Origin of the sequence: Achromobacter sp. AONIH1 (assembly GCF_002902905.1) — a bacterium.
GTDB lineage: Bacteria > Pseudomonadota > Gammaproteobacteria > Burkholderiales > Burkholderiaceae_B > Achromobacter.
Map to the genome: position 1 here is coordinate 4,779,190 of NZ_CP026124.1, position 23,176 is coordinate 4,802,365.

The 23,176-nt window shown below is 70.7% G+C and carries 25 protein-coding genes and 1 pseudogene; 16 read left to right on the forward strand and 10 right to left on the reverse strand.

Features of this window, described 5'->3' with window-relative positions; translation table 11 throughout:
• Window positions 1-15: 15 nt before the first annotated feature.
• Window positions 16-1,575 (reverse strand): NYN domain-containing protein, encoded by a 1,560-nt coding sequence (locus C2U31_RS21910; RefSeq protein ID WP_103274710.1) that lies wholly within the window; start codon window positions 1,573-1,575, stop codon window positions 16-18.
• Between the two features lie 157 nt (window positions 1,576-1,732).
• Here C2U31_RS21910 and C2U31_RS21915 point away from each other — a divergent pair, with 157 nt between their 5' ends.
• From C2U31_RS21915 to C2U31_RS21930, 4 genes are all read left to right on the forward strand, one after another.
• The gene (locus C2U31_RS21915) at window positions 1,733-2,293 is read left to right on the forward strand and encodes a GNAT family N-acetyltransferase (protein ID WP_103274711.1); all 561 of its coding nucleotides are present in this window, start codon (window positions 1,733-1,735) and stop codon (window positions 2,291-2,293) included.
• Window positions 2,294-2,527: 234 nt separating this feature from the next.
• Window positions 2,528-3,394, forward strand: coding sequence for a motility protein A (locus C2U31_RS21920; protein WP_103274712.1), 867 nt, complete (start codon window positions 2,528-2,530; stop codon window positions 3,392-3,394).
• The gene (locus C2U31_RS21925) at window positions 3,391-4,320 is read left to right on the forward strand and encodes an OmpA family protein (RefSeq protein ID WP_103274713.1); all 930 of its coding nucleotides are present in this window, start codon (window positions 3,391-3,393) and stop codon (window positions 4,318-4,320) included. The genes C2U31_RS21920 and C2U31_RS21925 overlap by 4 nt, the downstream gene beginning before the upstream one ends.
• Before the next feature lie 84 nt (window positions 4,321-4,404).
• The gene (locus C2U31_RS21930; protein ID WP_103274714.1) at window positions 4,405-4,758 is read left to right on the forward strand and encodes a YciI family protein; all 354 of its coding nucleotides are present in this window, start codon (window positions 4,405-4,407) and stop codon (window positions 4,756-4,758) included.
• Window positions 4,759-4,834: 76 nt separating this feature from the next.
• On the opposite strand, the gene C2U31_RS21935 is transcribed toward C2U31_RS21930, so the two are convergent.
• Window positions 4,835-5,761 carry a LysR family transcriptional regulator gene (locus C2U31_RS21935; protein WP_103274715.1) on the reverse strand — a complete coding sequence of 309 codons (927 nt, stop codon included), beginning with the start codon at window positions 5,759-5,761 and terminating at the stop codon, window positions 4,835-4,837.
• A gap of 88 nt (window positions 5,762-5,849) precedes the next feature.
• Here C2U31_RS21935 and C2U31_RS21940 point away from each other — a divergent pair, with 88 nt between their 5' ends.
• From C2U31_RS21940 to C2U31_RS21965, 6 genes are all read left to right on the forward strand, one after another.
• The gene (locus tag C2U31_RS21940) at window positions 5,850-6,839 is read left to right on the forward strand and encodes a D-2-hydroxyacid dehydrogenase family protein (protein WP_103274716.1); all 990 of its coding nucleotides are present in this window, start codon (window positions 5,850-5,852) and stop codon (window positions 6,837-6,839) included.
• A gap of 185 nt (window positions 6,840-7,024) precedes the next feature.
• The gene (locus tag C2U31_RS21945; protein WP_103274717.1) at window positions 7,025-7,441 is read left to right on the forward strand and encodes a YciI family protein; all 417 of its coding nucleotides are present in this window, start codon (window positions 7,025-7,027) and stop codon (window positions 7,439-7,441) included.
• 218 nt (window positions 7,442-7,659) lie between these two features.
• Window positions 7,660-8,070, forward strand: coding sequence for a VOC family protein (locus tag C2U31_RS21950; RefSeq protein WP_103274718.1), 411 nt, complete (start codon window positions 7,660-7,662; stop codon window positions 8,068-8,070).
• The gene (locus C2U31_RS21955) at window positions 8,067-9,395 is read left to right on the forward strand and encodes an RNA polymerase sigma factor (RefSeq protein WP_103274719.1); all 1,329 of its coding nucleotides are present in this window, start codon (window positions 8,067-8,069) and stop codon (window positions 9,393-9,395) included. Before C2U31_RS21950 ends, C2U31_RS21955 begins: the two co-directional genes overlap by 4 nt.
• Window positions 9,396-9,418: 23 nt before the next feature.
• Window positions 9,419-10,285 carry an AraC family ligand binding domain-containing protein gene (locus C2U31_RS21960; RefSeq protein WP_369869689.1) on the forward strand — a complete coding sequence of 289 codons (867 nt, stop codon included), beginning with the start codon at window positions 9,419-9,421 and terminating at the stop codon, window positions 10,283-10,285.
• 160 nt (window positions 10,286-10,445) lie between these two features.
• Window positions 10,446-11,405: a DMT family transporter gene (locus C2U31_RS21965; protein WP_103274720.1), complete on the forward strand. Its 960-nt coding sequence runs from the start codon at window positions 10,446-10,448 to the stop codon at window positions 11,403-11,405.
• Here C2U31_RS21965 and C2U31_RS21970 read toward each other — a convergent pair.
• From C2U31_RS21970 to C2U31_RS21990, 5 genes and pseudogenes are all read right to left on the reverse strand, one after another.
• Window positions 11,402-12,223, reverse strand: a complete 822-nt coding sequence (locus C2U31_RS21970) for an IclR family transcriptional regulator (protein ID WP_103274721.1) — start codon at window positions 12,221-12,223, stop codon at window positions 11,402-11,404. The two genes, C2U31_RS21965 and C2U31_RS21970, sit on opposite strands and share 4 nt — an antisense overlap.
• Before the next feature lie 128 nt (window positions 12,224-12,351).
• Window positions 12,352-13,071, reverse strand: a pseudogene (locus tag C2U31_RS21975) (SDR family NAD(P)-dependent oxidoreductase).
• Window positions 13,072-13,104: 33 nt separating this feature from the next.
• Window positions 13,105-14,082, reverse strand: a complete 978-nt coding sequence (locus C2U31_RS21980; protein ID WP_233772458.1) for a tripartite tricarboxylate transporter substrate binding protein — start codon at window positions 14,080-14,082, stop codon at window positions 13,105-13,107.
• A 138-nt stretch (window positions 14,083-14,220) separates the two neighbouring features.
• Window positions 14,221-14,748 (reverse strand): 2,4'-dihydroxyacetophenone dioxygenase family protein, encoded by a 528-nt coding sequence (locus C2U31_RS21985; RefSeq protein WP_103274723.1) that lies wholly within the window; start codon window positions 14,746-14,748, stop codon window positions 14,221-14,223.
• A gap of 131 nt (window positions 14,749-14,879) precedes the next feature.
• Window positions 14,880-16,100 carry a CynX/NimT family MFS transporter gene (locus C2U31_RS21990; RefSeq protein WP_103274724.1) on the reverse strand — a complete coding sequence of 407 codons (1,221 nt, stop codon included), beginning with the start codon at window positions 16,098-16,100 and terminating at the stop codon, window positions 14,880-14,882.
• A 162-nt stretch (window positions 16,101-16,262) separates the two neighbouring features.
• Between C2U31_RS21990 and C2U31_RS21995 the strand changes: the two genes are divergently transcribed.
• Window positions 16,263-17,168, forward strand: a complete 906-nt coding sequence (locus C2U31_RS21995) for a LysR family transcriptional regulator (RefSeq protein ID WP_103274725.1) — start codon at window positions 16,263-16,265, stop codon at window positions 17,166-17,168.
• A 24-nt stretch (window positions 17,169-17,192) separates the two neighbouring features.
• Here the strand turns inward: C2U31_RS21995 and C2U31_RS22000 are convergent, their stop codons facing one another.
• From C2U31_RS22000 to C2U31_RS22010, 3 genes are all read right to left on the reverse strand, one after another.
• A complete protein-coding gene (locus C2U31_RS22000; RefSeq protein ID WP_103274726.1) occupies window positions 17,193-17,618 on the reverse strand; it encodes a GNAT family N-acetyltransferase in 426 nt (141 codons plus the stop codon).
• 182 nt (window positions 17,619-17,800) lie between these two features.
• Window positions 17,801-18,583: a DNA alkylation repair protein gene (locus C2U31_RS22005; protein ID WP_103274727.1), complete on the reverse strand. Its 783-nt coding sequence runs from the start codon at window positions 18,581-18,583 to the stop codon at window positions 17,801-17,803.
• Window positions 18,580-19,110: a MarR family winged helix-turn-helix transcriptional regulator gene (locus tag C2U31_RS22010; protein ID WP_233772460.1), complete on the reverse strand. Its 531-nt coding sequence runs from the start codon at window positions 19,108-19,110 to the stop codon at window positions 18,580-18,582. The genes C2U31_RS22005 and C2U31_RS22010 overlap by 4 nt, the downstream gene beginning before the upstream one ends.
• Before the next feature lie 146 nt (window positions 19,111-19,256).
• Here C2U31_RS22010 and C2U31_RS22015 point away from each other — a divergent pair, with 146 nt between their 5' ends.
• The 5 genes from C2U31_RS22015 (at window position 19,257) to C2U31_RS22035 (ending at window position 23,168) form a co-directional block, all read left to right on the forward strand.
• On the forward strand, window positions 19,257-19,769 hold the full coding sequence (locus C2U31_RS22015; protein WP_103274728.1) for a GNAT family N-acetyltransferase: 513 nt from the start codon (window positions 19,257-19,259) through the stop codon (window positions 19,767-19,769).
• Between the two features lie 42 nt (window positions 19,770-19,811).
• A complete protein-coding gene (locus tag C2U31_RS22020; RefSeq protein WP_103274729.1) occupies window positions 19,812-20,297 on the forward strand; it encodes a DUF6882 domain-containing protein in 486 nt (161 codons plus the stop codon).
• 22 nt (window positions 20,298-20,319) lie between these two features.
• Window positions 20,320-21,540 (forward strand): helix-turn-helix domain-containing protein, encoded by a 1,221-nt coding sequence (locus C2U31_RS22025; RefSeq protein ID WP_103274730.1) that lies wholly within the window; start codon window positions 20,320-20,322, stop codon window positions 21,538-21,540.
• Window positions 21,541-21,573: 33 nt separating this feature from the next.
• Window positions 21,574-22,218 carry a glutamine cyclotransferase gene (locus C2U31_RS22030; protein WP_103274731.1) on the forward strand — a complete coding sequence of 215 codons (645 nt, stop codon included), beginning with the start codon at window positions 21,574-21,576 and terminating at the stop codon, window positions 22,216-22,218.
• 200 nt (window positions 22,219-22,418) lie between these two features.
• Entirely contained in the window at window positions 22,419-23,168 is a 750-nt protein-coding gene (locus tag C2U31_RS22035) for a DUF3348 domain-containing protein (RefSeq protein WP_103274732.1), read from the forward strand.
• Window positions 23,169-23,176 lie beyond the last annotated feature (8 nt).

Below are 23,176 nucleotides of genomic sequence, written 5' to 3' on the forward strand. Positions count from 1 at the left end.
GCACAGCGACCGGACTCAGGCGTCCGAGGACGCGGCGGTCTTGCGCGGACGACGCGGACGCGCGGCGGTCTTGCGCGCGGGCTTGGCCTCGTCCGGTGCCGGCGCGTCGGCGGTAGCGGCGGGCGCCGGCGCGGCAACGCCGGCCTTGTCGCCAGTCGCACCGTCGTCGGCGGCCATGGTGTCGCCCGCCGTCTTGGCGGCCTTGCCCCGGCCGGCGGCGCGGCGCGGGGTCTTGGCGGCGCGCTTGGCGGCCGGTTTCGCGGTCGCCTGGACGGCGGCGGGCGTGTCGGCATCGGCCGAACCATCCTGCGTTGCCTGGCTGTCGTCCTGCGCATGCGCGGCGGCGTCCGAACGCAGGTCCGGCGCGGCTTGCGACGGCCGCGTGGACGCGAAGCCGGCGCTGGCGCGCGATTCGTCTTCCGCTTGCGCCTGCTGGCCTTCCCAGGATTCAGCATCCTCCCACGGCAACACGGGCGTGGCCGCGCGCGCGGCGTCCTGCGCCGGTTCGCGGTCGCCATCCGCCGCCCCATCATCCTGCGCACGCTCGGCGTCACGGCGGCCGCCGCGCTTGCGATCGCGGCCCGACCGGCCCCTCGTGCCCTCCTGCGGGCCGCCGCGCGAACCCCGCGCGGCGCCTTGCGCCGGTTCGGCGGACGCTTCCTGCGCGGCGGCGGCAACGGCCTCATCCGCCGGCTGCAAGGCCGCGGCGCGCACGCCCTGGCGCGGCGCCGGACGGCCATGGGCGCTGTCGCGGTACACATAGGTGCCCGACTTTTCCTCGCGGCCCACGTCCAGGAAGCCGCGCGACTGCGCCTCTTCCAGCAGGTTGCCGAAGGCGCGGAAGCCGTAGTAGGACTCGTTGAAATCGGGCTTGCGCCGCTTGAGCGCGTCCTTCAGCACCGAGGCCCAGATCCTGTCGCCGTCGCCGCGCTCGGCCATGAGCGCGTCGAAGGTCTCGACCACCAGCTCGACCGCCTGGGTCTTGCGGGCTTCCTGTTCTTCCTTGCGGCGGCGCTCCTCTTCCGGCGTGCGACGCTGGCCGCCGCCGGCGCCACGGCTGTCGCGGCTGTCGCGGCGCGACTCGGCGGCGCGCTGGCCTTCGCGGGCCAGGTCGTCATAGAAGATGAATTCGTCGCAATTGGCGATCAGCAGGTCGGAGGTGGACTGCTTGACGCCCACGCCGATCACCTTCTTGTCGTTCTCGCGCAGCTTGGACACCAGCGGCGAGAAATCGGAATCACCGCTGATGATCACGAAGGTATTGACGTGGGACTTGGTGTAGCAAAGGTCCAGCGCATCCACCACCAGGCGGATGTCGGCGGAGTTCTTGCCGGACTGGCGCACGTGGGGGATTTCGATCAGCTCGAAATTGGCCTCGTGCATGGGGGCCTTGAATTCCTTGTAGCGCTCCCAGTCGCAATAGGCCTTCTTGACCACGATGCTGCCCTTGAGCAGCAGGCGTTCCAGCACCGGCCGGATGTCGAACTTCTGGTAGCGGGTATCGCGCACGCCCAGCGCCACGTTCTCGAAGTCGCAGAAAAGCGCCATGCTGACGTTTTCGTTGGGGGTATTCACAGTCTTTCTCCAATGCCGCGACGGCCGCGCGGACGCGTCGCTCAGGCCGTCATGATATACATTTCCCCTGGCCGCACCCCCTTTTCCCGCCTGCTATCCCTCGCCGTCGCATTCCCGCCATTACACGCCGCGCCCGGCGCCACGCCCGCCCCGTCCCATGTCCGCCCCAGACCTGCCCGTCCTGCACACCCCCCGCCTGATCCTGCGCCCGCTGGCGCGCGAAGACGCCGACGCCATCCAGCGCCTGTTTCCGCAATGGGAAGTGGTGCGCTACCTGGCCGACCAGATTCCCTGGCCCTATCCGCCCGACGGCGCGCGCCACTTCGTCGAGAACCTGGCCCTGCCCGCCATGGCGCGCGGCCAGCAGTGGCATTGGTCGATCCGCGAGCAGGCCGCGCCCGAGGCGCTGATCGGCGTGATCAGCCTGATGGACGACGAGCCGGACAATCATCGCGGCTTCTGGCTGGCGCCGGCCTGGCAGGGCCGGGGCTACATGAGCGAGGCCTGTGAGGCCGTGACCGGTTACTGGTTCGAGACGCTGGGCAAACCGCTGCTGCGCGCGCCCAAAGCCGCGCCTAACGCCGCCTCGCGCCGCATCTCCGAGAAATCCGGCATGCGGCTGCTGCGCACCGAGGAACGCGGCTATGTCAGCGGCCGCCATCCGAGCGAGCTGTGGGAAATCAGCCGCGAGGAGTGGCTGGCGCGCCGCAACCGCTGACGCCAGGGGCTGGCCTTGCGAACGGACGGCCGGCGCGGGCGGCTCCGGCGACTGCGCCCCTCCATGCGTCCCCGATTTACGCACGGCGCTCCTGCTCCCCGCCGCCCGCGCCAAGCCGCCGCTTACCGCCCTTTTCGCCCCGTTTTCCCGCCGATTGAAGGCGGCCCGCCCTGGCTAGAATGCCCCAGCATCCAGCGCTGCGTCCGCGCAGCGCCTTCCCTTCGGGCCAGATCCATGAATCCGTCTACCGTCATCGGGGCCGCCGTCGGCCTGCTCACCCTGATCATCGTGGTGGCGCTGTCCGCCACCAACCCCGGCATGTATTTCAATCTGCCGGGCCTGGCCATCGTGCTGGGCGGCACCTGCGCCGCGCTCTTCATCGCCTACCCGCTGTCCGAGGTGGTGCGCGTGTTCAAGCTGGTGCGCACCGTGTTCCGCAACGACCAGCACGACCAGCAGCGCGACATCGACGAGCTGGTGAACATGGCCCAGCTGTGGATGAACACCGACGTGCACAAGGTCGAACAGGAGCTGAAGAAGGTCTCGAACCCCTTCCTGCGCACCGGCGTGCAGCTCATCATCGACAACACCCCGGAAGACCAGATCATCGAGCTGTTGCAATGGCGCGTGGCGCGGCTGCGCGCGCGCGAACAGGCCGAGGCGCAGATGTTCCGCGTCATGGCCACCTTCGCCCCGGCCTTCGGCATGCTGGGCACGCTGGTGGGCCTGATCAACCTGATGGCCATCCTGGGCGACGGCAGCATGCAGACCATCGGCCAGCAGCTGGCGATCGGCCTGATGACCACGTTCTACGGCATCCTGCTGGCCAACCTGGTGTGCAAGCCCATCGCGGTCAAGCTGGAGCGCCGCACCGCCCGCCGCGTCGAATCCATGAACATGGTGCTGCAAGGCATCGCCATGATGTGCGAGAAGCGCGGCCCGGCCGTCGTGCGCGAGACCCTCAATTCCTTCGTCATGCACGTCGAGGACGAGATCTATGACGGCGGCGCCCCCGCCGCGCAGCCGGCCAGGACCGAAGGCCAGGTCAAGGCCGGCGCCCGTCCCGTGTCCATCGCCCGCCCCGCCGCCGCGCGCCAATGAGCCTGATTTCTCCCTCCCTGGCGCAGCGGATCGAACAGGCCCGCCAGGCCCAGCTGCGCGCGCAGAAGGCCGCCGAGAACAGCGGCTGGCGCATGAGCCAGAGCAAGAGCGCCGGCGGCAAGGACCGCTACGCGCGCTGGCACGTGGACGAGGCGGTCGAGCAGGATTCCGAGAACTGGCTGCTGAGCTACCTGGACCTGATCACGCTGCTGCTGGCCATGCTGGTGGTGATGCTGGCCATCTCGCGCCTGCACGGCTTCCCCGGCGAGAGCAAACCGGTCGAGCTGGTCGGCTCGCTGGCCGCCAGCGGCCTGCCCGCCTACGACGGCGAATATTCCGAGTTCGACAAGGTCGCCATTCCGCCCGAATGGGCCGCGCCCGAGGCCACGGCCCAGGCGGCCGCGCCGGCCACGGCAAGCGACGGCGAGATCGTCGCCGAGGCCGCCCCGCCGCTGAAGGCCCCGTCCAAGGAGTCGCTGGGACTGGCCGACCTGGGCAAATCGGTGGACGTGATCGTCAACGAGCAATCGGTGAGCTTTCGCATCAGCAACGAGCTGCTGTTCGCCTCGGGCCAGGCCACGCTCAGCCCCGCCGGGCTGGACGTGATCAAGCGGCTGGCGGCGATCCTGAACAAGAACGAGTACCAGGTCTCGGTCGAGGGCCACAGCGACACGGTGCCGATCCAGACCCGCCAGTTCGCCTCGAACTGGGAGCTGTCCAGCAGCCGCGCCACCAGCGTGCTGCGCGAGCTGGTGCGCGACGGCGTGTCCGCCGGCCGCCTGCGCGCGGTGGGCTATGCCGAAACGCGACCCATCGAGAGCAACGAAACGCCGGCCGGCCGCGCCGCCAACCGCCGCGTCGAGCTGATCATGGACATCACGCAGCCGCCCAAGGCCGCGCCGGCGCCCGCGCCGGCCAAGTCCTGAGCGGCGGCGGGCGGCGGCGCCTCTCGCCGCCGGCCGCGAACGGCGCTAAGCTGGCGGCCTGCCCTGCGCCAGGAACCTCCCTCCATGTCCTATCTGCTCCTGATCGTCGAACCGGTCGGCCAACGCGCCGAGCGCACGCCCGAACAAGGCCGCGAGGCCTATGGCGCCATGCTGCGCTATGCCGAAAGCCTGAACGAGCGCGGCCTGCTGCAACGCGCCGAATCGCTGAAATCCGACGCCGAGGGGGTGCGGCTGCGCGTGCGCGACGGCGAGCGCAGCGTGGTCGACGGCCCCTTCGCCGAGGCCAAGGAAATGATCGGCGGCTTCTTCCTGCTGGATTGCGACACGCGCGAGGAAGCGCTGGCGCTGGCCGCCGAATGCCCGGCCGCCGCCTGGGCCACCGTGGAAGTGCGCGAGCTGGGCCCCTGCTTTCTTTGAGTCGGCTTCGACCGCTCCATGAATGTCTCGCCAGCCTGCTCAGTAGCCGCGCCCCCGTCTTTCTCCTTTGGCAACCTCAGCCGCCCTTGCCAACGCGCCGCGACCCGGCAGGCGCCTGCCGGCCATGCTTCAGGATCAGGTCGTGCAGCGCCTGCGCCGCCGGCGACAGCACAGCGCCCTTGCGGCTCAGCAACGAAAACGTGCGCCTGACCGTCGGCGTGTGCAACGTCACCACGCGCAGGCCCGGATACGAGCCCGCCTGCCAGGCCAGCCTGGGCGCCACCGCGATGCCGGCGCCCGCCGCCACCAGCCCGACGGCCGTCGAACTGCGCTGCACCTCGTAGAAGGCTGACAGCTCCAGCTGGCTTTCCGCCAGCGCATGGTCCAGCAAGGGCCTGTTGTTGCTGCTGGCGCCGGGAAAGATCAGCCGGTGTCCTTCCAGTGCCTTCCAAGGCAGCGCCTCACGGCCCGCCAGCGGATGGTCGTCGCGGCAGATCAGCACGAAATCGTCCTGCAGCAGCGGCACGCTTTCCAGCGAGGGCGGATGCGACTCGGCGATGTTGATGCCGAACTCCGCCTCGCGCGTCAGCACCGCCTGGGCCACCACCGCCGAGGAGTGATCCAGCACCTTGACGCGGTTCTGCGGATGATCGGCGCTATAGCGCTGCAGGATCTGCGGCAGGTAGTGCACGCCAATGGTCGGCACGCAGGCAATGGTGACGTCGCCGCGCCTGGCCTTGCCGGTTTCGCGGATCTCGGTCAGCGCGGCGGCCAGGTCGGTCAGCAGCCGGCGCGCCTGCGGCAGGAAGCTCTCGCCTGGCGGCGTCAACGCCACCGAGCGGGTGCTGCGCTCGACCAGCCGCACGCCCAGGAAGGACTCCAGGTTCTGCAGGCGGCGGCTGAGCGCCGTCTGGGTGATGCTGAGTTCGCCCGCCGCGCGGCGAAAGCTCTTGTGGTCCGCCACCGCGACGAAAGCCTGCACGCCGAGCACGTCTATTTTCATGAGAAAAATGCATCAATCGGGCAATTAATTTCATTTTACGTGCGCCGCGCGTCGCGTCCACAATGCCGGCACAGCCAGGGAGACCGACATGAACATCACCATCCTCGACGATTACTTCGACACGCTGCGGGGCCTGCCCTGTTTCCGCAAGCTGGACGGCCACGCGGTCACCGTGTGGAACGACCACCTGCAGGACACGGACGCGCTGGCCGAGCGGCTGCGCGACACCGACGCGCTGGTGCTGATCCGCGAGCGCACCCAGATCCTGGCGCCGCTGATCGCCCGGCTGCCGCGCCTGAAGCTGATCAGCCAGCGCAGCGTCTATCCGCATATCGACATCGCCGCCTGTACCGCGCATGGCGTCATCGTGTCCTCGAACCAGCACGCCGGCACGCCGTCCTATGCCGCCGCCGAGCTGACCTGGGGGCTGGCGCTGGCCGCCATGCGCCAGATCCCGCAGCAGATGAAGGCGCTGCAGGCCGGCGACTGGCAGATCGGCGTGGGCCGCACGCTGCGCGGGCGCACCCTGGGCATCTACGGCTATGGCCGGATCGGCGCGGAAGTGGCGCGCTACGGCGCGGCCTTCGGCATGAAGGTGCTGGTCTGGGCCCGCGAGGCCTCGCGCCAGCGCGCCCGCGACGAGGGCTGGGACACGGCGCCGGACAAGGCCGCCTTCTTCGAGGCCTGCGACGTGCTGTCGCTGCACATGCGACTGGTGAAGGACACGCGCGGCATCGTCACGGCCGATGACCTGGCGCGCATGAAGCCCGGCGCTCTGCTGGTCAACACCAGCCGCGCCGGCCTGATCGCGCCGGGCGCGCTGGAACAGGCGCTGCGCGCCGGCCGGCCCGGCATGGCGGCGGTGGACGTGTACGAGGAAGAGCCGCTGCGCGACACCCGGCATCCGCTCCTGAACCTGCCCAACGTGATCTGCACGCCGCACATTGGCTATGTCACCGAGGACGAATACGAGACCCAGTTCTCCGACGTGTTCGACCAGATCGTGTCCTATGCCGCCGGCCAGCCGATCCATGTGGTCAATCCGGAAGTGCTGGCGACCAGGCCTGGCGGCGCCTAGCGCGCCGTTCTCCTGAACCCGTATCGCCCCGTCCCGCGACACCCGTCGCGGGATTTTTTTCTAGGGGTTTACCCCAGGAATACAAGCGGACTGTCGATCTGCATCCTCTCCGTTCGTCGTGCCAGTACAAGCCCGGATCCAAGCCCGGATCCGGGCCTGGATCTTTCCCTCCCGGAGACTCAGAAATGCGATTCATGATCATGGTCCGCGCCACCGCCGACAGCGAAGCCGGCCGCATGCCCGAAGAAAGCCTGCTTGCCGCGATGGTGAATTACCACGAGGCCTTGTCCAAGGCCGGCGTGCTGCTGGACGCCAACGGCCTGCTGCCCTCGTCCAGGGGCTGGCGCGTCCAGTACGACGCCCAGGGCGAACGCAAGGTGCTGGACGGCCCCTTCGCCGAAACCAAGGAGCTGATCGCCGGCTACACCATGATCCAGGCCCGCTCGCGCGAGGAAGCCATGCAATGGGCGCTACGCTTTCCCTCACCCTTCCCCGGCCAGCCCTGCTCGGTCGAGGTGCGGCAGCTGTACGAGCTGGAGGATTTCGCGCCCAGCCCCGCCATCGAACGGTTCCGCGACATCCCGGGCAACGGACAACAATAGAAGTCCCCGAAGTAGAAGCCCCCCCCGAGCGCTGCGCGCTCCCCCCAGGGGGCGTCGCTACGGACCGGAGGGCGAAGCCCACCCGTGAAGCGCTAGGCGCTTCTGCCCTCAAGGGCGTCGCTGCGGACCGGCAAAGCCGGCTCCGCGCGACCTCGGTCCGGGGCGAGCCGGGCGTATGAATACCGTTTTTCTTTCGACATCAGACACCAGGAATTGCCATGCACAAGCATATGTTCGTCAACCTGCCGATCCGCGACATGAAGAAATCGCAGGCCTTCTTCCGCAGCGTGGGCTATGAGTTCAATCCGCAGTTCACCAATGACCAGGGCGCCTGCCTGGTCGCGGGCGAGAATCTGTTCGTGATGCTGCTGGTCACGGACTTCTTCAAGACCTTCACCGGCAAGCCGGTGGCCGACGCCCATCAATCCACCGAGGTGCTGGTGGCGCTGTCCTGCGACAGCCGCGCCCATGTCGACGAGCTGGTGGCCCGCGCGCGTGCCGCCGGCGGCGCGGTGCCGCGCAGCCCGCAGGATCTCGGCTTCATGTATTCGCACGGCTTCGAGGACCTGGACGGCCATGTCTGGGAACTGGTGTACATGGAGCCGGGCGCGGTGCCGCCGCAGGCATGAGGGGCAACAAGCCCTCGGCTGACGCCGGCGCGCCGGACAGTCCGGCCGCGCTGGCCACCCACCGCGCCATCGAGGCGGTCTGGCGGATCGAGGCCGCCAGCGTCATCGCCGGCGTGGCGCGGCTGGTGCGCGACGTCGGCCTGGCCGAGGAACTGGCCCAGGACGCGCTGGTCGCCGCGCTGGAACGCTGGCCCGCGTCCGGCGTGCCCGACAATCCCGGAGCCTGGCTCATGACCACCGCCAAGAACCGCGCCCGCGACCGCTTGCGGCTGGACGCGCTGCACAGCCGCAAGCACGAGCAGATCGGCCACGAGCTGCAGGCGCTGGAGGCCGACGTGGAACCGGATTTCGTCGACGCGCTGGACGCCGCGCGCCAGGACGATATCGGCGACGATCTGCTGCGGCTGATCTTCACGGCCTGCCATCCGCTGCTGTCCACCGAGGCGCGCGTGGCGCTGACGCTGCGGCTGCTGGGCGGCCTGTCGACGACCGAGATCGCGCGCGCCTTCCTGGCCTCCGAGTCCACCATCGCGCAACGCATCGTGCGCGCCAAGCGCAGCCTGTCCGCCGCGCGCGTGCCGTTCGAAGTGCCCGGCCCGGCCGAGCGCGCCGCGCGGCTGGCCTCGGTGCTGGAAGTTATCTACCTGATTTTCAACGAAGGCTATTCGGCCACATCGGGCGAGAATTGGACACGGCCCGCGCTATGCGACGAGGCGCTGCGCCTGGGCCGCATCCTGGCGCAATTGGCGCTCGGCGACAGCGAGGCGCACGGCCTGGTCGCGCTGATGGAGCTGCAGGCCTCGCGCCTGGCCGCCCGCGCCGACGGCCAGGGCCGGCCGGTATTGTTGATGGACCAGGACCGCGGCCGCTGGGATCCGCTGCTGATCCGGCGCGGGCTGGCCGCGCTGGCGCGCGCCGAATCGCTGGGCGGCGCGCTCGGCCCTTACGCGCTACAAGCGGCGCTGGCGGCCTGCCACGCCCGCGCCCGTCGCGCCGAGGACACCGACTGGCCGCGCATCGTGGCGCTGTACGACGCGCTGGTCCAGGCCATGCCCTCGCCAGTGGCGGAGCTGAACCGGGCAGTGGCGGTCGGCATGGCCTTCGGCCCGCGGGCCGCGCTGGACCTGGTCGACGCGCTGGAGGCCGAGGGCGCGCTGGCCAATTACCACTGGCTGCCCAGCGTGCGCGGCGACCTCCTGGCCAAGCTGGGCCGGCATGCAGAGGCGCGCGAGGCCTTCGAACGCGCCGCCGGCATGACCCGCAACGCCCGCGAACGCGAGCTGCTGCTGGCCCGCGCGGCGCAGATGCGGGACGGCCCGGCCTGACGCGCGCGTGCTTAAATGCCGTCATGCGCCCCGTTCCCGCTGCCCCCGACGAACCCGCGCCCGCCATGGAGGGCGTGCCGGACGCATTCGACCATCCGGACGACCGCGCCGAGTTCCGACGGCCCGGTCACCGGCCCGGCGTGGAGTTGTACCGCGCCCACATCATCCGCCACGCCTTCGAACCCCACACCCACGACGCCTTCGGGCTGGGCGCCATCGAATCCGGCGTGGAGCGCTTCCGCTACCGTGGCGCCGATCACCTGGCGCCGTCCGGCTCGGTGGTGCTGATGAATCCCGATGAACTGCACACCGGCCGCGCCGAGACCGAGGGCGGCTGGCGCTACCGCATGGCGTACATCGACGCCGACGTGGTCGCGCGCGTGACGGGCGAGGACGGCTGGTGGTTCGACACTGCCGTGGGCCTGGACACGGCCAGCGCCACGCGCGTCACCGCCCTGCTCGACACCCTGTGGCGCGCGCGTGAGCCGCTGGCCTTCGACAGCGCCCTGCACGCGCTGCTGGCCGAGTTCCGCCGCCACGCCCGCGTGCCGCGCCCGGTCCGCGCCGAGGGCGCGCCGCGCTTCGCGCCCGTCATCGACTACATGCGCGCGCATCTGTCGCGCCGGCTGACGCTGGAAGAGCTGGCGCGCGAGGCCGGCCTGAGCCCCTTCCATTTCCTGCGCAGCTTCCAGGCGCATTGCCACGCCACGCCGCAGCAGATGCTGATGGCGCTGCGCCTGTTCGAGGCCAAGCGCCGCCTGGCCGCCGGCGAACCGCCCGCCCAGGTCGCGCTGGCGGCTGGCCTGACCGACCAGGCCCACCTGACGCGGGCCTTCGCCCGGCGCTACGGCGTCACGCCCGCGCGCTACCAGAAGCAGATGCGCGCCTGAGACCGCAGATCGCCGAACAGGCGCGGGTGCCGCGCCGGCGCTGCCGACGCGGTCGCGGGAATGCGCCGCCAACGCCCGCGCAGCAATCTGGTACAAGACCGCCCTCGCCTGCCGCCGATAGACTGGCCGCGTTTTCCTTGTCTGGAACCGGAGTGATTCTATGTGGGCTGGAACCCTGTACGCCCTGGCCGCCGGCCTGATGTGGGGGCTGGTGTTCGTGGGCCCGCTGCTGCTGCCCGAGTATCCGGCGGCCTTGCAATCGGTGGCGCGCTACCTGGCCTTCGGCCTGATCGCCCTGCCGCTCGCCTGGCTGGACCGGCGCGCGCTGCGCCAGCTGGGCCGTGCCGATTGGATCGAGGCGCTGAAGCTGGCCGCCATCGGCAACCTGCTGTACTACCTGTGCCTGGCCAGCGCCATCCAGCGCGCCGGCGGGCCGGTGCCCACCATGATCATCGGCACGCTGCCGGTCGTGATCGCCGTCAGCGCCAACCTGCGCAACGCGCGCCGTGACGGGCGGCTGCCCTGGAAGCGGCTGGCGCCGTCGCTGGCGCTGATCGCGCTGGGCATCGCCTGCGTCAACCAGGTCGAGCTGCAGGCGCTGCGCCAGGATCCGGACGCCGACCTGGGCCGTTACGCGCTGGGCGCGCTGCTGGCGCTGGCCGCCGTGGCCTGCTGGACCTGGTATCCGCTGCGCAACGCCGACTGGCTGCGCGCCCATCCCGACCGCAGCCCGCGCACCTGGGCCACCGCCCAGGGCGTGGCCACGCTGCCGCTGGCCCTGGCCGGCTACGCGCTGCTGTGGACCGGCATGGCGGCGACCGGCGACGCCTTTCCCATGCCGCTGGGTCCGCGCCCCGAAGTGTTCCTGGCGCTGATGGCCGCCATCGGCCTGTTCGCGTCGTGGCTGGGCACGCTGTGCTGGAACGAGGCCAGCCAGCGCCTGCCGACCGCGCTGGTCGGGCAGTTGATCGTGTTCGAGACGCTGGCGGCGCTGGCCTATGCCTACATGCTGCGCGGCCAGATGCCGCAGCCGCTGACCTTGATCGGCATCGGCTGCCTGATCGTGGGCGTGTTGCGCGCCGTGCGCGTCAAGCCCGAGCCGGTGGCGGCGCAGGCCTAGGCGTAGGCCAGGTTGGGATTCTCGGCCAGGCGCTGGCCGATCGCCGCGCAGGCGCGCAGCAGCGGCGCCACGTAGCTGGCCTGGATGTCTGGCTTCTGCCGGAACGCCAGCGTGCTGACGCTGACGGCGGCCACCGGACGGCCGCCGGCATCGCGCACCGCCGCGCCGAAGCAGTGGATATCCTGCTCGTTCTCCTGCGCGTCCGTGGACCAGCCGCAGGCGCGCACGTCCAGCAGCTGCTTGCGCAAGGCAGCGGCGTCGGCGATGGTCTGCGGCGTCTGCCGCTCGTAGCCGATCTGGCCCAGCAGCGGCTCGGCCGCGTCGGGCGCCAGCGCCGCCAGGTAGGCCTTGCCCACGGCGGTGGAATGCAGGCACACGCTGGTGCCGATGCGCGAGGCCATCTGCACCGCGCTGGGGCTTTCCAGTTTCTCGATATAGACCATGCACAGGCCCGAGGGCACGGCCAGATGCACGGTTTCGCCGGTTTCGTCGCGCAGCGCGCGCAGGGCGTCGCGCGCGGCCGTACGCAGGCCCGAGCGGCTCCAGCTGCGGCTGGCCAGCTGCACCAGGCGATGGCCCAGCGTCCAGCTGCGGGTCGCGCCGATCTCCACCAACAGCCGCTCGGCAGTCAGCGCCGCCACGATCCGGTGCACGGTGGGACGCGGAAAGCCGGTGGCCTTGGCGATCTCGGCGATGCCCACGGGCTCGGGATTGTCCGCCACCCATTGCAGCACGCGCATGAACTTGGAAAACGCGGCGGTGCCAGCGACGCCATTGTCGGCGGAGTTGGAAGTGGAAGCGGGCGTGGCGGAAGACATGCGAGGAACCTGTGTATCCGGGCGCGGCTGCGGCCGCGCGGATAAAGAAAGCGGGCGGAAAGGCGGGACAGCATAACCCGCCGCTCACGCCCGCGCGGCCTTGCTGCCTGTCGAGGCTGAAAACGACGCTAGGCCACCATGTATCCCCCGTCCACCGGCAGCACCACGCCCGTCATGAAAGCGGCAGCTGGCGTGCACAGGAACACCGCCGCCCGCGCCACATCCTAGGGAGTGCCCCAGCGCGCCAGCGGCGTGCGCGCCAGAATGGGCCCGGCGCGGGCCGGGTCGTCCTGCAGCGCCTGGGTCAGCGGCGTGGCGATCCAGCCGGGCGCCACCGCGTTGACGCGGATGCCGTCCGGCGCGTAGGCGATCGCCAACGACTTGGTCAGCTGCCCCACCCCGCCCTTGCTGGCGGCGTAGCCGGGCACCAGTCCGCCGCCGAAGAACGTCAGCATGGACGCCGTGTTGACGATGCAGCCGCGCGCCGCCTTCAGCGCGGGCCGCGCGGCGGCGCAGACCCGCATGGTGCCGGTCAGGTTCACGTCCAGCACCTGCTGGAACACGTCCGGATCGTGCTCCTGGCCGCGCTTGATGATGCCAGCGCAGTTGAACAGGATATCGAGGCGGTCGAAGTCGGCCAGCGCCGCGTCCACGTCGTGCTGGCGCGTGACGTCGGCCTGGCGCGTGCGCACCGAGGCGTCCAGCGTGCCATCGCCCGGCCCCAGGCCCAGCGCCACCACCCGGGCGCCCATCGCCGCCAGCTGGTTGGCGATGGCCGCGCCGATGCCCTGGGTGGCGCCGGCCACCAGGGCCGTCCTGCCCGCGAGAATGTCCTGCCGATACGTCATGTCCATCGCTTGCATGCCTTCCTCGCGCCGGACTCAGTTCTTCATGGGCAGCGTCTTCACCAGTTCGGTGAAGACGGCCGCGTCACGCGTCATGTTGTCGCGAAAGCCCTTGTCGTCGGCATAGGAGAAGCCCAGGTACTGCTTCTCCAGAACCTCGCGGAAGGCGGGCTCGTCGATCGCTTTGCGCGACTCGGCCTTGAGATACGCCAGGACTTCCGGCGGCAGGTTCTTCGGCCCGGCGATGCCGCGCCAGGTGCCCAGGCTCAGATCTATGCCCATTTCCTTGAACGTGGGCACCTTGGCGAAGTTCTTCACGCGCTGGTCCGCCATCACGCCCAGCATCTTCAGCTTGCCGGCGAGCACGTACTGCGCCACCTCGGCCGGGCTGACGGCCACCGCGTCCACGTGCTTGCCCAGCAAGGCCTGCACGGCCGGGCTGGCGCCCTGGAACGGGATGTGGTTGAACTCGATGCCGGTCTTTTCCCCAAGCGCCGCCGCCGCGAAGTGCCAGATCGAGCCGTTGCCGGCATTGCCCACCGACACCTTGCCCGCCGTCTTCCTGGCGTCGGCCAGGAACTCCTGCAGCGTGTTCCAGGGCGCGTCCGCGTGCACGGTGATGGCGGCCGGATCGGCGTTGAACTGGATGATGGGCTGGATGTCGTCCTGGTTGAACTTCACCAGCCCCATGGGCTTGAGCGTGACCAGCTCCACCGTCACCACCGCGAGCTTGTAGCCGTCGGGCTTGGCGTTGATCATCTCGGTCCAGCCGATGGCGCCGCTGGCGCCGGGCTTGTTCAGCACCACGATGCTGCGCGGAATGTGCGTGCGGGCCGCCTCGGCGAAGGCGCGCGCCACGCCGTCGGTGCCGCCGCCGGGCTGGAACGGCACGATCAGCTCGATCTGCCGGCTGGGAAAATCCGCCGCCATGGCCTGCCCGCCGAACAACGCCAGCGCGGCCATCGCCGCCGCGCCGCGCGCCAGGACGCGGCGCCGCATATTGTGCTCACTCATCTTGTCTCCCTTGCTCTTTGGTCTTGTGCTGTGGTGATGCGCGGCACGGATCCGGACGAAGCATGGCCGGACGGCCGCGCGGGCGGCGCCTGCAATGCGGCGGCTGGCGTGCGGCGCCACGGCGCCAGCCGGACTGGATCAGCGGATGAACTGGTCGGCGTAGCCGGCGCCCAGGCCGACTGCCTCGAAGTGCTTGCGGCACATGTCGATCTTGGTGAACACGTCCTCGAAGCCCATGCCCTTGCCCCAGGGATCCGTGTAGTACATGACGCCGTTGACCTGGAAGTACGTGATCATTTCCTCGACGTCCTCGGGCACATAGAGCGTGTGGGTCTCGCCGGGCGGCTCGAACACATAGCTGCCTTCCACGGCCTCCCAGTCATGTTCCAGGTAGCGCCAGCGTCCCTTGAGCACGAAGCCATGCACCGCCTGCGGATGGCGGTGGCGGCTCAGCACGCCGGACTTGCGGACCCTGAGCAGGTTCATCCAATAGCCTTGGCTGGCGTTCAGACAGAGCGGCCGGAACCACACGTTCTCGGCCTGCGGCACCCACAGGCGCTCGTCCTGCGGGATGGCGTGAGGCACCACGATCTCCGGCAGCGCGTCCGGCGGATTCGGGTACTGGTAAGGCATCAAGGGAGTCTGGTCGGGTGTCTCTACGGGCATATTTTTATCCATATTGTGGACAATAATTCACAATATGGATAATTGTAAGCAGCCCAAGCCGCGCGGGAATTGATGAAAACCCGTAGCGGCCAGGACTGGACTTCGTGTGAGCGCCCCTGCGGGACAGCACACTAGAGCCGCGCCGCGTGCGACGCGCGCCGGCCCAGGCGGCGCAGCCCCCAGGCGATCAGCAGGCCGCCCGCGCCGGCCGCGACCACCACCCAGGCGGCGCTGGGCCAGCCGTGGCGATCGATCACGGCGCCCACCGTGACCGGCCCGATCACCTGGCCCAGGTTGCTGCCTTGCATGACCAGGCCGACCGAGGCCGCCGCCAGCGCCGGCCTGGGCGCCAGCAGCGGCGCCGAGCCCAGCAGCGTGGCCGGGATCAGGCCGCCAACGGCCGAAAACGCCACGCACAGCAGGAAGATCGTCATGGCCGGCGCGCCCGAGCGGAAGATCAGCAAGGCGATCAGGGCCATCGATGCGCAGGCGATCGCGATCAGCGTCGAACGCCGCCAGCCGCGCGCCAGCAGCATGCCCGCCCCCAGGTTGCCGATAACGTTGGCGACGGTGGCGATGGCGCTGTACAGGCCGGCCTGCGCCAGCGACAGTCCGAGCCGCTCCATCAGCAGGACCGGCAGGAAGCTGAACAGCGCGAAGAACATCAGGCTGTACAGCATGAAGGTCAGCGACAGCAGCACCGGACCGGCCGTGCCCAGCGTGTCGATCGTGTCCTGCCGCAGGCCGCGCCAGGACAGGCTTGCGCCGGCGGCGGACGGTGGCGCCAGCAGCGCCACGCAGGCCAACGCCAGCAGCGCCGCCGCGCCCGCGCACCACCAGTACGCATGCCAGTCCGCGAAGGCCTGCGAGGCCAGCATGGCGACGGCCATGCCCCCCGGCATGTAGCAGCTCCACAGCGCGAAGGCCAGGTCGCGCCGCGCCGGCGTCACCAGCCGCTGCAAGGCCGCCGGCCCCGCCACGGTGATCATCAGGAAACCCAGCCCTTCGAGCACGCGCGATGCCAGCAGCGCGCTGTAGCCCGGCGCCGCCGCGCCCGCGGCCGTGCCCAGCGCGGTGGCCGCCAGCCCCAGCAGCAGCATGCGGCGCGCGCCGAAGCGCGCGATCACGCCGCCGGCCGCGATGCCGCCGACCATGCCCAGCACCGAGAACACCGCCGTCAGCGAACCGACGGCGGCCAAGTCCAGCCCCATGTCCCGCCGCAACAGCGGCGCGGCGATGATGACCTTGCCCACCTGCAACGCCGCCACCACGCCCGCGCCCACGATGGCCAGCACCGCCGCCCAGCGCGTGCCCGCCGGCGTCCCGCCCTGCCCGTCGCCTGTGCGCCGCATGCCCTGCTCCGTCTCCCGCGCCCGGGCCGTCCGGGTCTCGTGCTGGTCCATCGCCGCCTTCTGTGTCCGCGTATCGAAGCCGCCAGCATGCCCGTCCGTGGCGATCCTGTTAAGTGATAATCTTTTGACGCAACCGATCGATTCCATAGATCACTGACGCCCATGCTGGACGCCCTCACCCTGGACCAATTGCGCGTGTTCGCCGCCGTGGCCGACGCCGGCAGCTTCCGCGCCGCCGCCCGCCAGCTGTCGCGGGTGCAGTCGGCCGTCAGCCATGCCATCGCCAACATGGAATCCGAACTGGGCGTGTCGCTGTTCGACCGCCAGGGCAGGCGTCCCGTCATGACGCCGCAGGGCCAGGCACTGCTGGCCAATGCCCGCGACATCCTGCTGCGGGTCGACGCCATGCGGGCGCGCGCGCAGGGGCTGGGCGAAGGCGTTGAACTCGAACTGCCGCTGGTCGTCGATACGCTGTTTCCCATCGCCCACGTGGGCGCCGCGCTGTGCCGCATGCGCGCAGCCTACCCGTCGGTGGCGCCGCGCGTCACGGTGCTGCCGCTGGGCGGCCCGATCGCCGCCCTGCTGGACCGCAGCCACGCCCTGGGCATCATCGCCGGCGAGCATTTCCGCGACCCGCGCATCGCGGTGCAGGCGCTGTCCTCGGTGCAGATGGTGGCGGTGGTCGGCGCCGGCCATGCGCTGGCCGGCCGCGTCGTCGCCGGGCAGATGCTGGAGCCGGCCGAGCTGGCCGACCATGTGCAGATCGTGCAGACCGATGCCTCGCCGTTGAGCCAGGGCCGCGATTTCGCCGTGCTGTCGCCGCAGACCTGCCGCGTCAGCGGCCAGGACACCAAGCACGCCATGATCCTGGCCGGCCTGGGCTGGGGCCGGCTGCCGCTGTGGCAGGCCGAGCGCGACCTGGCCGAGGGCCGGCTGCTGCGACTGCCCACCAGCAGCCTGGGCCGGGGCAGCCAGGTCGCCGTCGAGACCTATCTGGCGCATCGCATCGACCAGCCGCTGGGACCGGCGGCACGGGCGTTCAGGGAAGCGTTGCAGGCGCTGGCCTGAGCCCTGTTGCCTCGAAGAGCGGCGTCATGCGCGCTTCATCAGGTACTTCGGCGATTCCTCATACCCCTGGCGGTAATAGAAACGGTGCGCGTCGACGCGGCGCTCGTGGCAATGCACCTCGATGCGGTCGCAGCCGCGCTCGCGCGCCAGCCGCGCGGCCGTCTCTTCAAGCTCGCGACCCACGCCCAGGCCGCGCGCCGCCTCGCTGACGCAGAAATACGTGATGCGGCAGAAGTCGCCCGGCAAGGCCAGCTGCACGATGAAATGCAGGCCGATGAAGCCCTGCACGCCGCCGTCCCCGGCTTGCGCGACCAGCAGGCGCGCGTCCGGATGCGCGGCGATGCGCGCGATCTTGTCGGCGCAAAAATCCTCCGTGCCGGGATAGCCCAGTTCGCCCAGCAATGCGGCGATCGCCGCGGCGTCCTTGATTTCCCCGTCCCGGATGCGCATGGCCCGATCTCCAAAAAACGCAGACGATATGACGCCCGCATGTCCGCCGCATGACCGGCGCCGGGCAGCGCGAACGCCGCTCAGGCGACGCCGTCATGCGCGTGTAATGTGGCGAACAATGCCCGACTCGCGGCTTTGCAAGCCGAAGCCTGAGCGCCGCCCTGGCCACGGCGGCGCCAGCCTCAGGCGCCGACCGTGCGCAGCGCGCGCCTGCAGATCCGCAGTGTGGCCTCGGCCGGCGCGTCGGCCTGCCAGCGCGCGCATACGCCGCGCACCCAATCCGGCTGGTCCTTGCTGGCGTCGTTCAGCCAGTTAGCCACCGAGTCCTGCACATATACCGAGGGATCGGCGCGCAGCGGCGCCAGCAAGGGCAAACCGATCCCGGGATCGGCCTTGAGTTCAGCGATGTGTGCGCACCACACGCCGCGCGGACGCAGCGACTCGCTGGCGAAGCGGCGCAGGCGCTCCGACGGTTCCTTGGTCCACGGCGTCAGCAAGGCCACCGAGCGCCGCAGTTCCGCCGCCAGTCCGGGGCGCAGCGCCATCCAGACCCATTCCCTGACGCCGAAGTGCGCGTCGTCCGCCAGCGGCCGGATCAGGCGCAGCCGCGCTTCCAGGTCCAGGCCCGGCATCGCGCCCGCCATGAAGCAGGCCCAACCGCGCACCGTGTCGGACGCGTGCCCGCGCAGCGCGTCGAAGCCGGCCGGCCCCAGGCGCTCCAGCATCAGGGCGCCGGCCAGCGCCATGCGCCGGGAAATGCCCTGCGCCGACGCCGCGCGCATAGCGGCGGCCGCATCGGCGCCGGCCTGCGGCACGGCGACCGCCATCAGCGCGGCGAAATCCACCGCCAGACACTCGGTCAGGTTGGACGCCGGCGCGCCGGCGTCCAACTGCGCGCGCCGCGCCAGGCTGATGTCCTGCACGCCGCGTCCGGCGGCGGGCGTCTTGGCTGCCTTCCTGCTCATCGCGCCACCTCCTGCAACGCCGCGCGGCCGCTGTCCGTGGCTCGCCAGACCTTGCCCAGCAATTCACCCAGCCGCTTGCGTTCCGCCGGGGACAGGGCTTCGAACAGCCCGCCTATCCATTGCGTGTGCTCGGCGAACAGCTTCGTCGCAATGGCCTTGCCCTTTGCGCTCAACAGCACCTGCACCCGCCGCCGGTCGACCTCATCGGCCTCGCGCCGCAGGAAACCGTCGCGCTCCAGCCCATCGAGCAGGCCGGTAACGGTGGCGCGCGTGACACCGGCGCGCTCGGCCAATTCATGCGGCGACAGGCCGCCGGACTGGCCGTGCAACAGGAACAGCAACACGAACTTGCCTTCGGACAGGCCGCGCGGCGCCAACCGCGCCGCGCAATCGCGGTCGATCGCGCTGGCCGTGGCCAGCAGCTGGAAGCACAGGCGCACGCCGTCCGCCGACGGCAGCCTCCGGCGCGCCGACTCGTTCAGCAAAGCGTGGTGCTTGGGTTCCAGCATGCCGTCCGGACTGTCCATGTACCGCTCCTCAAAAAATAAGAAGGCAGCATATCATATGGCAGCTAATTATATTTCCAAGGACCGATGCAGGTGACAGCCGGCAACGGCAAGGTCTGCTATCCTCGCCGCAACAGATACCCAGATCGCCCGCGCCAGCCCGGTTCATGCCCATCATCACTGTCCCAGCCGAACGTCCGCCGGTTGCCCTGCGCCGCATGTGCGTGGACGACGTGCCCATGCTGCTGGCCCTGGAGTCCGACCCCGAGGTCATGCGCTACAGCACCGGCGTCAAGCCGGCCACCGAGGCGCGCCGCCGCGAACTGCTGGACTGGCTGCGCGAGGCGCCCGGCAAGCTCGGCCACTGGGCCGTGGTGGCCGACGGCGACGCGGTCGGCTGGGCCAGCCTGACGCCATTGCCCGGCACCGACCGCATCCAGCTCGCCTACCGGCTGCAACGGCGCGCCTGGGGCCGGGGCTGCGCCACCGCAGCCGGCCGCCAGCTGTGCGACTATGCCTGGCGCATGCTGGATGTCGCGGCCCTGTCCGCCGTCGCCTGGCCGGACAACCTGGCCTCGCGGCGCGTGCTCGAAAAACTCGGCTTCGTCCAGGCCGGCACAGAAACGCACTACGGGCGCGACACCGTGGCCTATCTGTTGCCGCGTCCGGCCTCGGCCTGACCCACGTCATCACTCTTACCCCTTTCCTGGAACCATCCACTCATGACCGACGCCCACAACACCGCCCCCGCCGACCCCCGCGTCTATATCGCGCAGAGCCTGGAAGGCATGAAGGCCGCCACCGCCGCCCATTGCGGTTCCTGGCACCTGGACCAAGCCGAGCGCTGGTCGGTGGACATGGACGAAGGGCTGATCCGCTTCGTGCTGCCCGACGGCATGCATGCCTCGGCCCCTGTCCAGATCGTCGGCACCACCAACAGCGACGACGGATCCTTCCTGTGGGGCTGGGATCACCCGTCCGTGCCGCCGGAACTGGCCGAACACGCCGAGCTGGCGCGCGCCTTCGGCGAAGCCCATGGATTGCCCGAGTACAGCAATCGAAAAGTCGAATGCGACGACATGCGGGCCTGGGAATTCGCCGCCGTGGCCATGCGCCTGGGCGGCGCCAGCGGCACCTATCGCGGACAGGCGTCGGAAACCGCCTGCGTGTGGATGACCTTTGGCGCCGTGACCCTGTCCCAGGGCTGAGGCCGCCGCGCCGGGACATCCCATGGACGCGCCCCTGGCCGCCGCCGCCCGCGCGCTCGCCGCGGGCGATCCGCTGGACGCGCTGCACCATGTCGCGCTGCGCGGCGACCCGCCGGCGCTGGCGCTGCGTGGCATCGCCCTGGCCCAGCTGGGCGACCTGGAACGCGCCCGCGCCCTGCTGCGGCGCGCGGCCCGCGCGTTCCGCCCGGAGCAGGAGCTGGCGCGGGCGCGCTGCGAGCTGGCCGAAGCCGACGTGGCGCTGGCGATGCGCGACCTGGACTGGCCCGACGAAACGCTGGAATCCACCCGCCAGGCCCTGCTGCGGCACGGCGACCTCGCCAACGCCGCGCATGCCCGGCTGCTGCATGCGCGGCGCCTGCTGCTGCTGGGCCGTGCCGACGACGCCGCCGTCGCCATCGCGGGCTGGGATCAGGCGCCGCTGCCCGCCGCCGCGCGGGCGGTGCATGCCTTGGCCGCCGCCGGCATCGCGCTGCGCCGCCTGCAGGCAGAACCCGCCCGGCTGGCGCTGGCCCAGGCCCGGGCCGCCGCGCGCGAATCCGGTATCGGCGCGCTGCAAGCCGAGGCCGATGCGCTGTCGCGCCTGCTGGAGGCCCCGGCGGCCAGGCTGACCCACCACGGCGCGCAGCGCCTGCTGCGCCTGGACGAAGTCGAGGCGCTGATGGCCTCGGACGCGCTGGTGGCGGACACCGCCCGCCAGGCGCTGCGCAGTCCCATGGCCACGGTGGACCTGTCGCGGCGGCCGGTGCTGTTCGCGCTGGCGCGCCAGCTGGCCGAGGCCTGGCCCGGCGACGCGCCGCGCGAGGCGCTGATCGCCGCCGTCTTCCGCCTGCGGCGGCCCGACGAGACCCATCGCGCCCGGCTGCGGGTGGAGGCCGGCCGGCTGCGCGTCGCGCTCAAGGGCCTGGCCGAGGTCCGGGCCAGCCGCCGGGGCTATGCGCTGGCCCTGCCACCCGGCTGCGAAGCCGTGACGCTGGCCCCGCCCGACGAAAGCGCCCACCCGGAACTGCAAGCCCTGCTGGCGGACGGCCAGCCCTGGTCCAGCGCCGCGCTGGCCCTGGCGCTGGGCGCCAGCCAACGTTCGGTGCAGCGTGCCCTGGAAACCCTGGCCGCCGCCGGCCAGGCCCAGCCGCTGGGACAGGGGCGCGCGCGCCGCTGGGCCGCGCCGCCGCCGCCCGGATGCGCGACGGTTTTGTTACTCCCGCCGCTGCCGCCGGCGGACTAGCATGGCTCCATTCCCATCCGGAGACTCCCCGCCATGAAATCCGCTCCCGCCCAGATCGTCCGTGAATACGGCCCCTTCCCCGGCGTCACCGATGTCCACGGCGTCAGCCACGACGGCCGCCGGGTCTGGTTCGCCACCGGCGATTCGCTGCAATCGATGGATCCGGCCAGCGGCAAGATCGTCAGCATCATCAAGATGACGGCGCGCGCCGGCACCGCCTATGACGGCCGGCACCTGTACCAGCTCGCCGGTCCGAGCATCCAGAAGGTCGACCCGCGCAGCGGCGAGATCCTGGCCACGCTGCCAGCGCCCGCCGAGGGCTGCTCGGGCATGGCCTGGGCCGAGGGCGCGCTGTGGGTGGCGCATTACCGCGAGCGCAAGATCCACAAGATCGACCCGGCCACGGGCAAGATCCTGCGCACCATCGCCTCGGACCGCTACGTGACCGGCGTCACGTGGACCAACGGCGGCCTGTGGCACGGCACCTGGGAAAACGACGAAAGCGAACTGCGCCGCGTCTCGCCCGAGACCGGAGAAGTGCAGGAGAGCCTGCTCATGCCGCCGGGCGTCTACGTCTCCGGGCTGGAAGCGGGCGACGGCGTGTTCTATTGCGGCGGCAGCACCAGCGGCAGGATCCGCGCCGTGCGCCAGCCCGAGCCCGCGTCCGAAAGCCGCTGAACGGACGCCGCCGCCCGAATCCGGCGGCGGCGCTTCCCGGTTGGCGCCACGGCCGTCCGCCTCGTGGAGCCGGCCCCGGCCGGCGCTCCGTCCCCCAGGGGAATCCAAGCGTCTTCCCCGCTCCATCCGCCCGCCGCCGCCCTGGGGTCCGCTTTCCGCCGCGCCAGCGTGTAAACTCCCCCCTTTTTGGCTCTGGTGGTATGGTGCAAGCCCCTCGGCGCACAGGTTTCAGCGGCCCGACGCTCGTTCGCTTGCTTGCTCGCCTGACGGACGTCGACGTTCCCGAATCCGGACAATCCCTTTCCGACCGGCTCAGCCTCTGGCTGGGCTGGACGGACGCCATCGCGCTCGCCGCCGTGCTGGATGGCAAGCCACCGGCCATGGCGCCGGGCGGCCCGACGTTCGACAGCGAGCAGGACCGGGAAAGCCTGAAGCTGCGGACCACGCTGGCCGATGCCATCGCCAGCGACACCGAGTTCACCGCCGCCCGGCCCCGCGGCCGGCAGCCGCCCTCGCGGACGCAGGCCGTGCCCAAGGCGCCGACCGACGCCGACTACTCCAGCTTCCGCCAGCGCTACCTGTCGCTGCAGCACACGATGGAGAACGGCATCGGCGGCCTGCGCAGCCGCCTGCGCGGCATGCTGGCCGGACGCAATCCGGAAATGACCCGGCTGGCGATGGTGGACGCCATCATGGAAAGATCGCTCAGCGTGCGCGAACGCGCCCTCATGACGACTATTCCGACGCTGCTCGGCGCGCATTTCGAGCGGCTGCGCAAGGCCGAGCAATCGGCGCAGGAAGAAGCCGAGGCGGCGGAAATGCCGCCGCCGGCCAAGCCCGGCGCCTGGCTGGACACGTTTCGCAAGGACATGCGCAGCGTGTTGCTGGCCGAACTGGATATTCGTTTTCAACCGGTGGAAGGGCTGCTCGCGGCGCTTCGCACCCGCTAATTAGGACA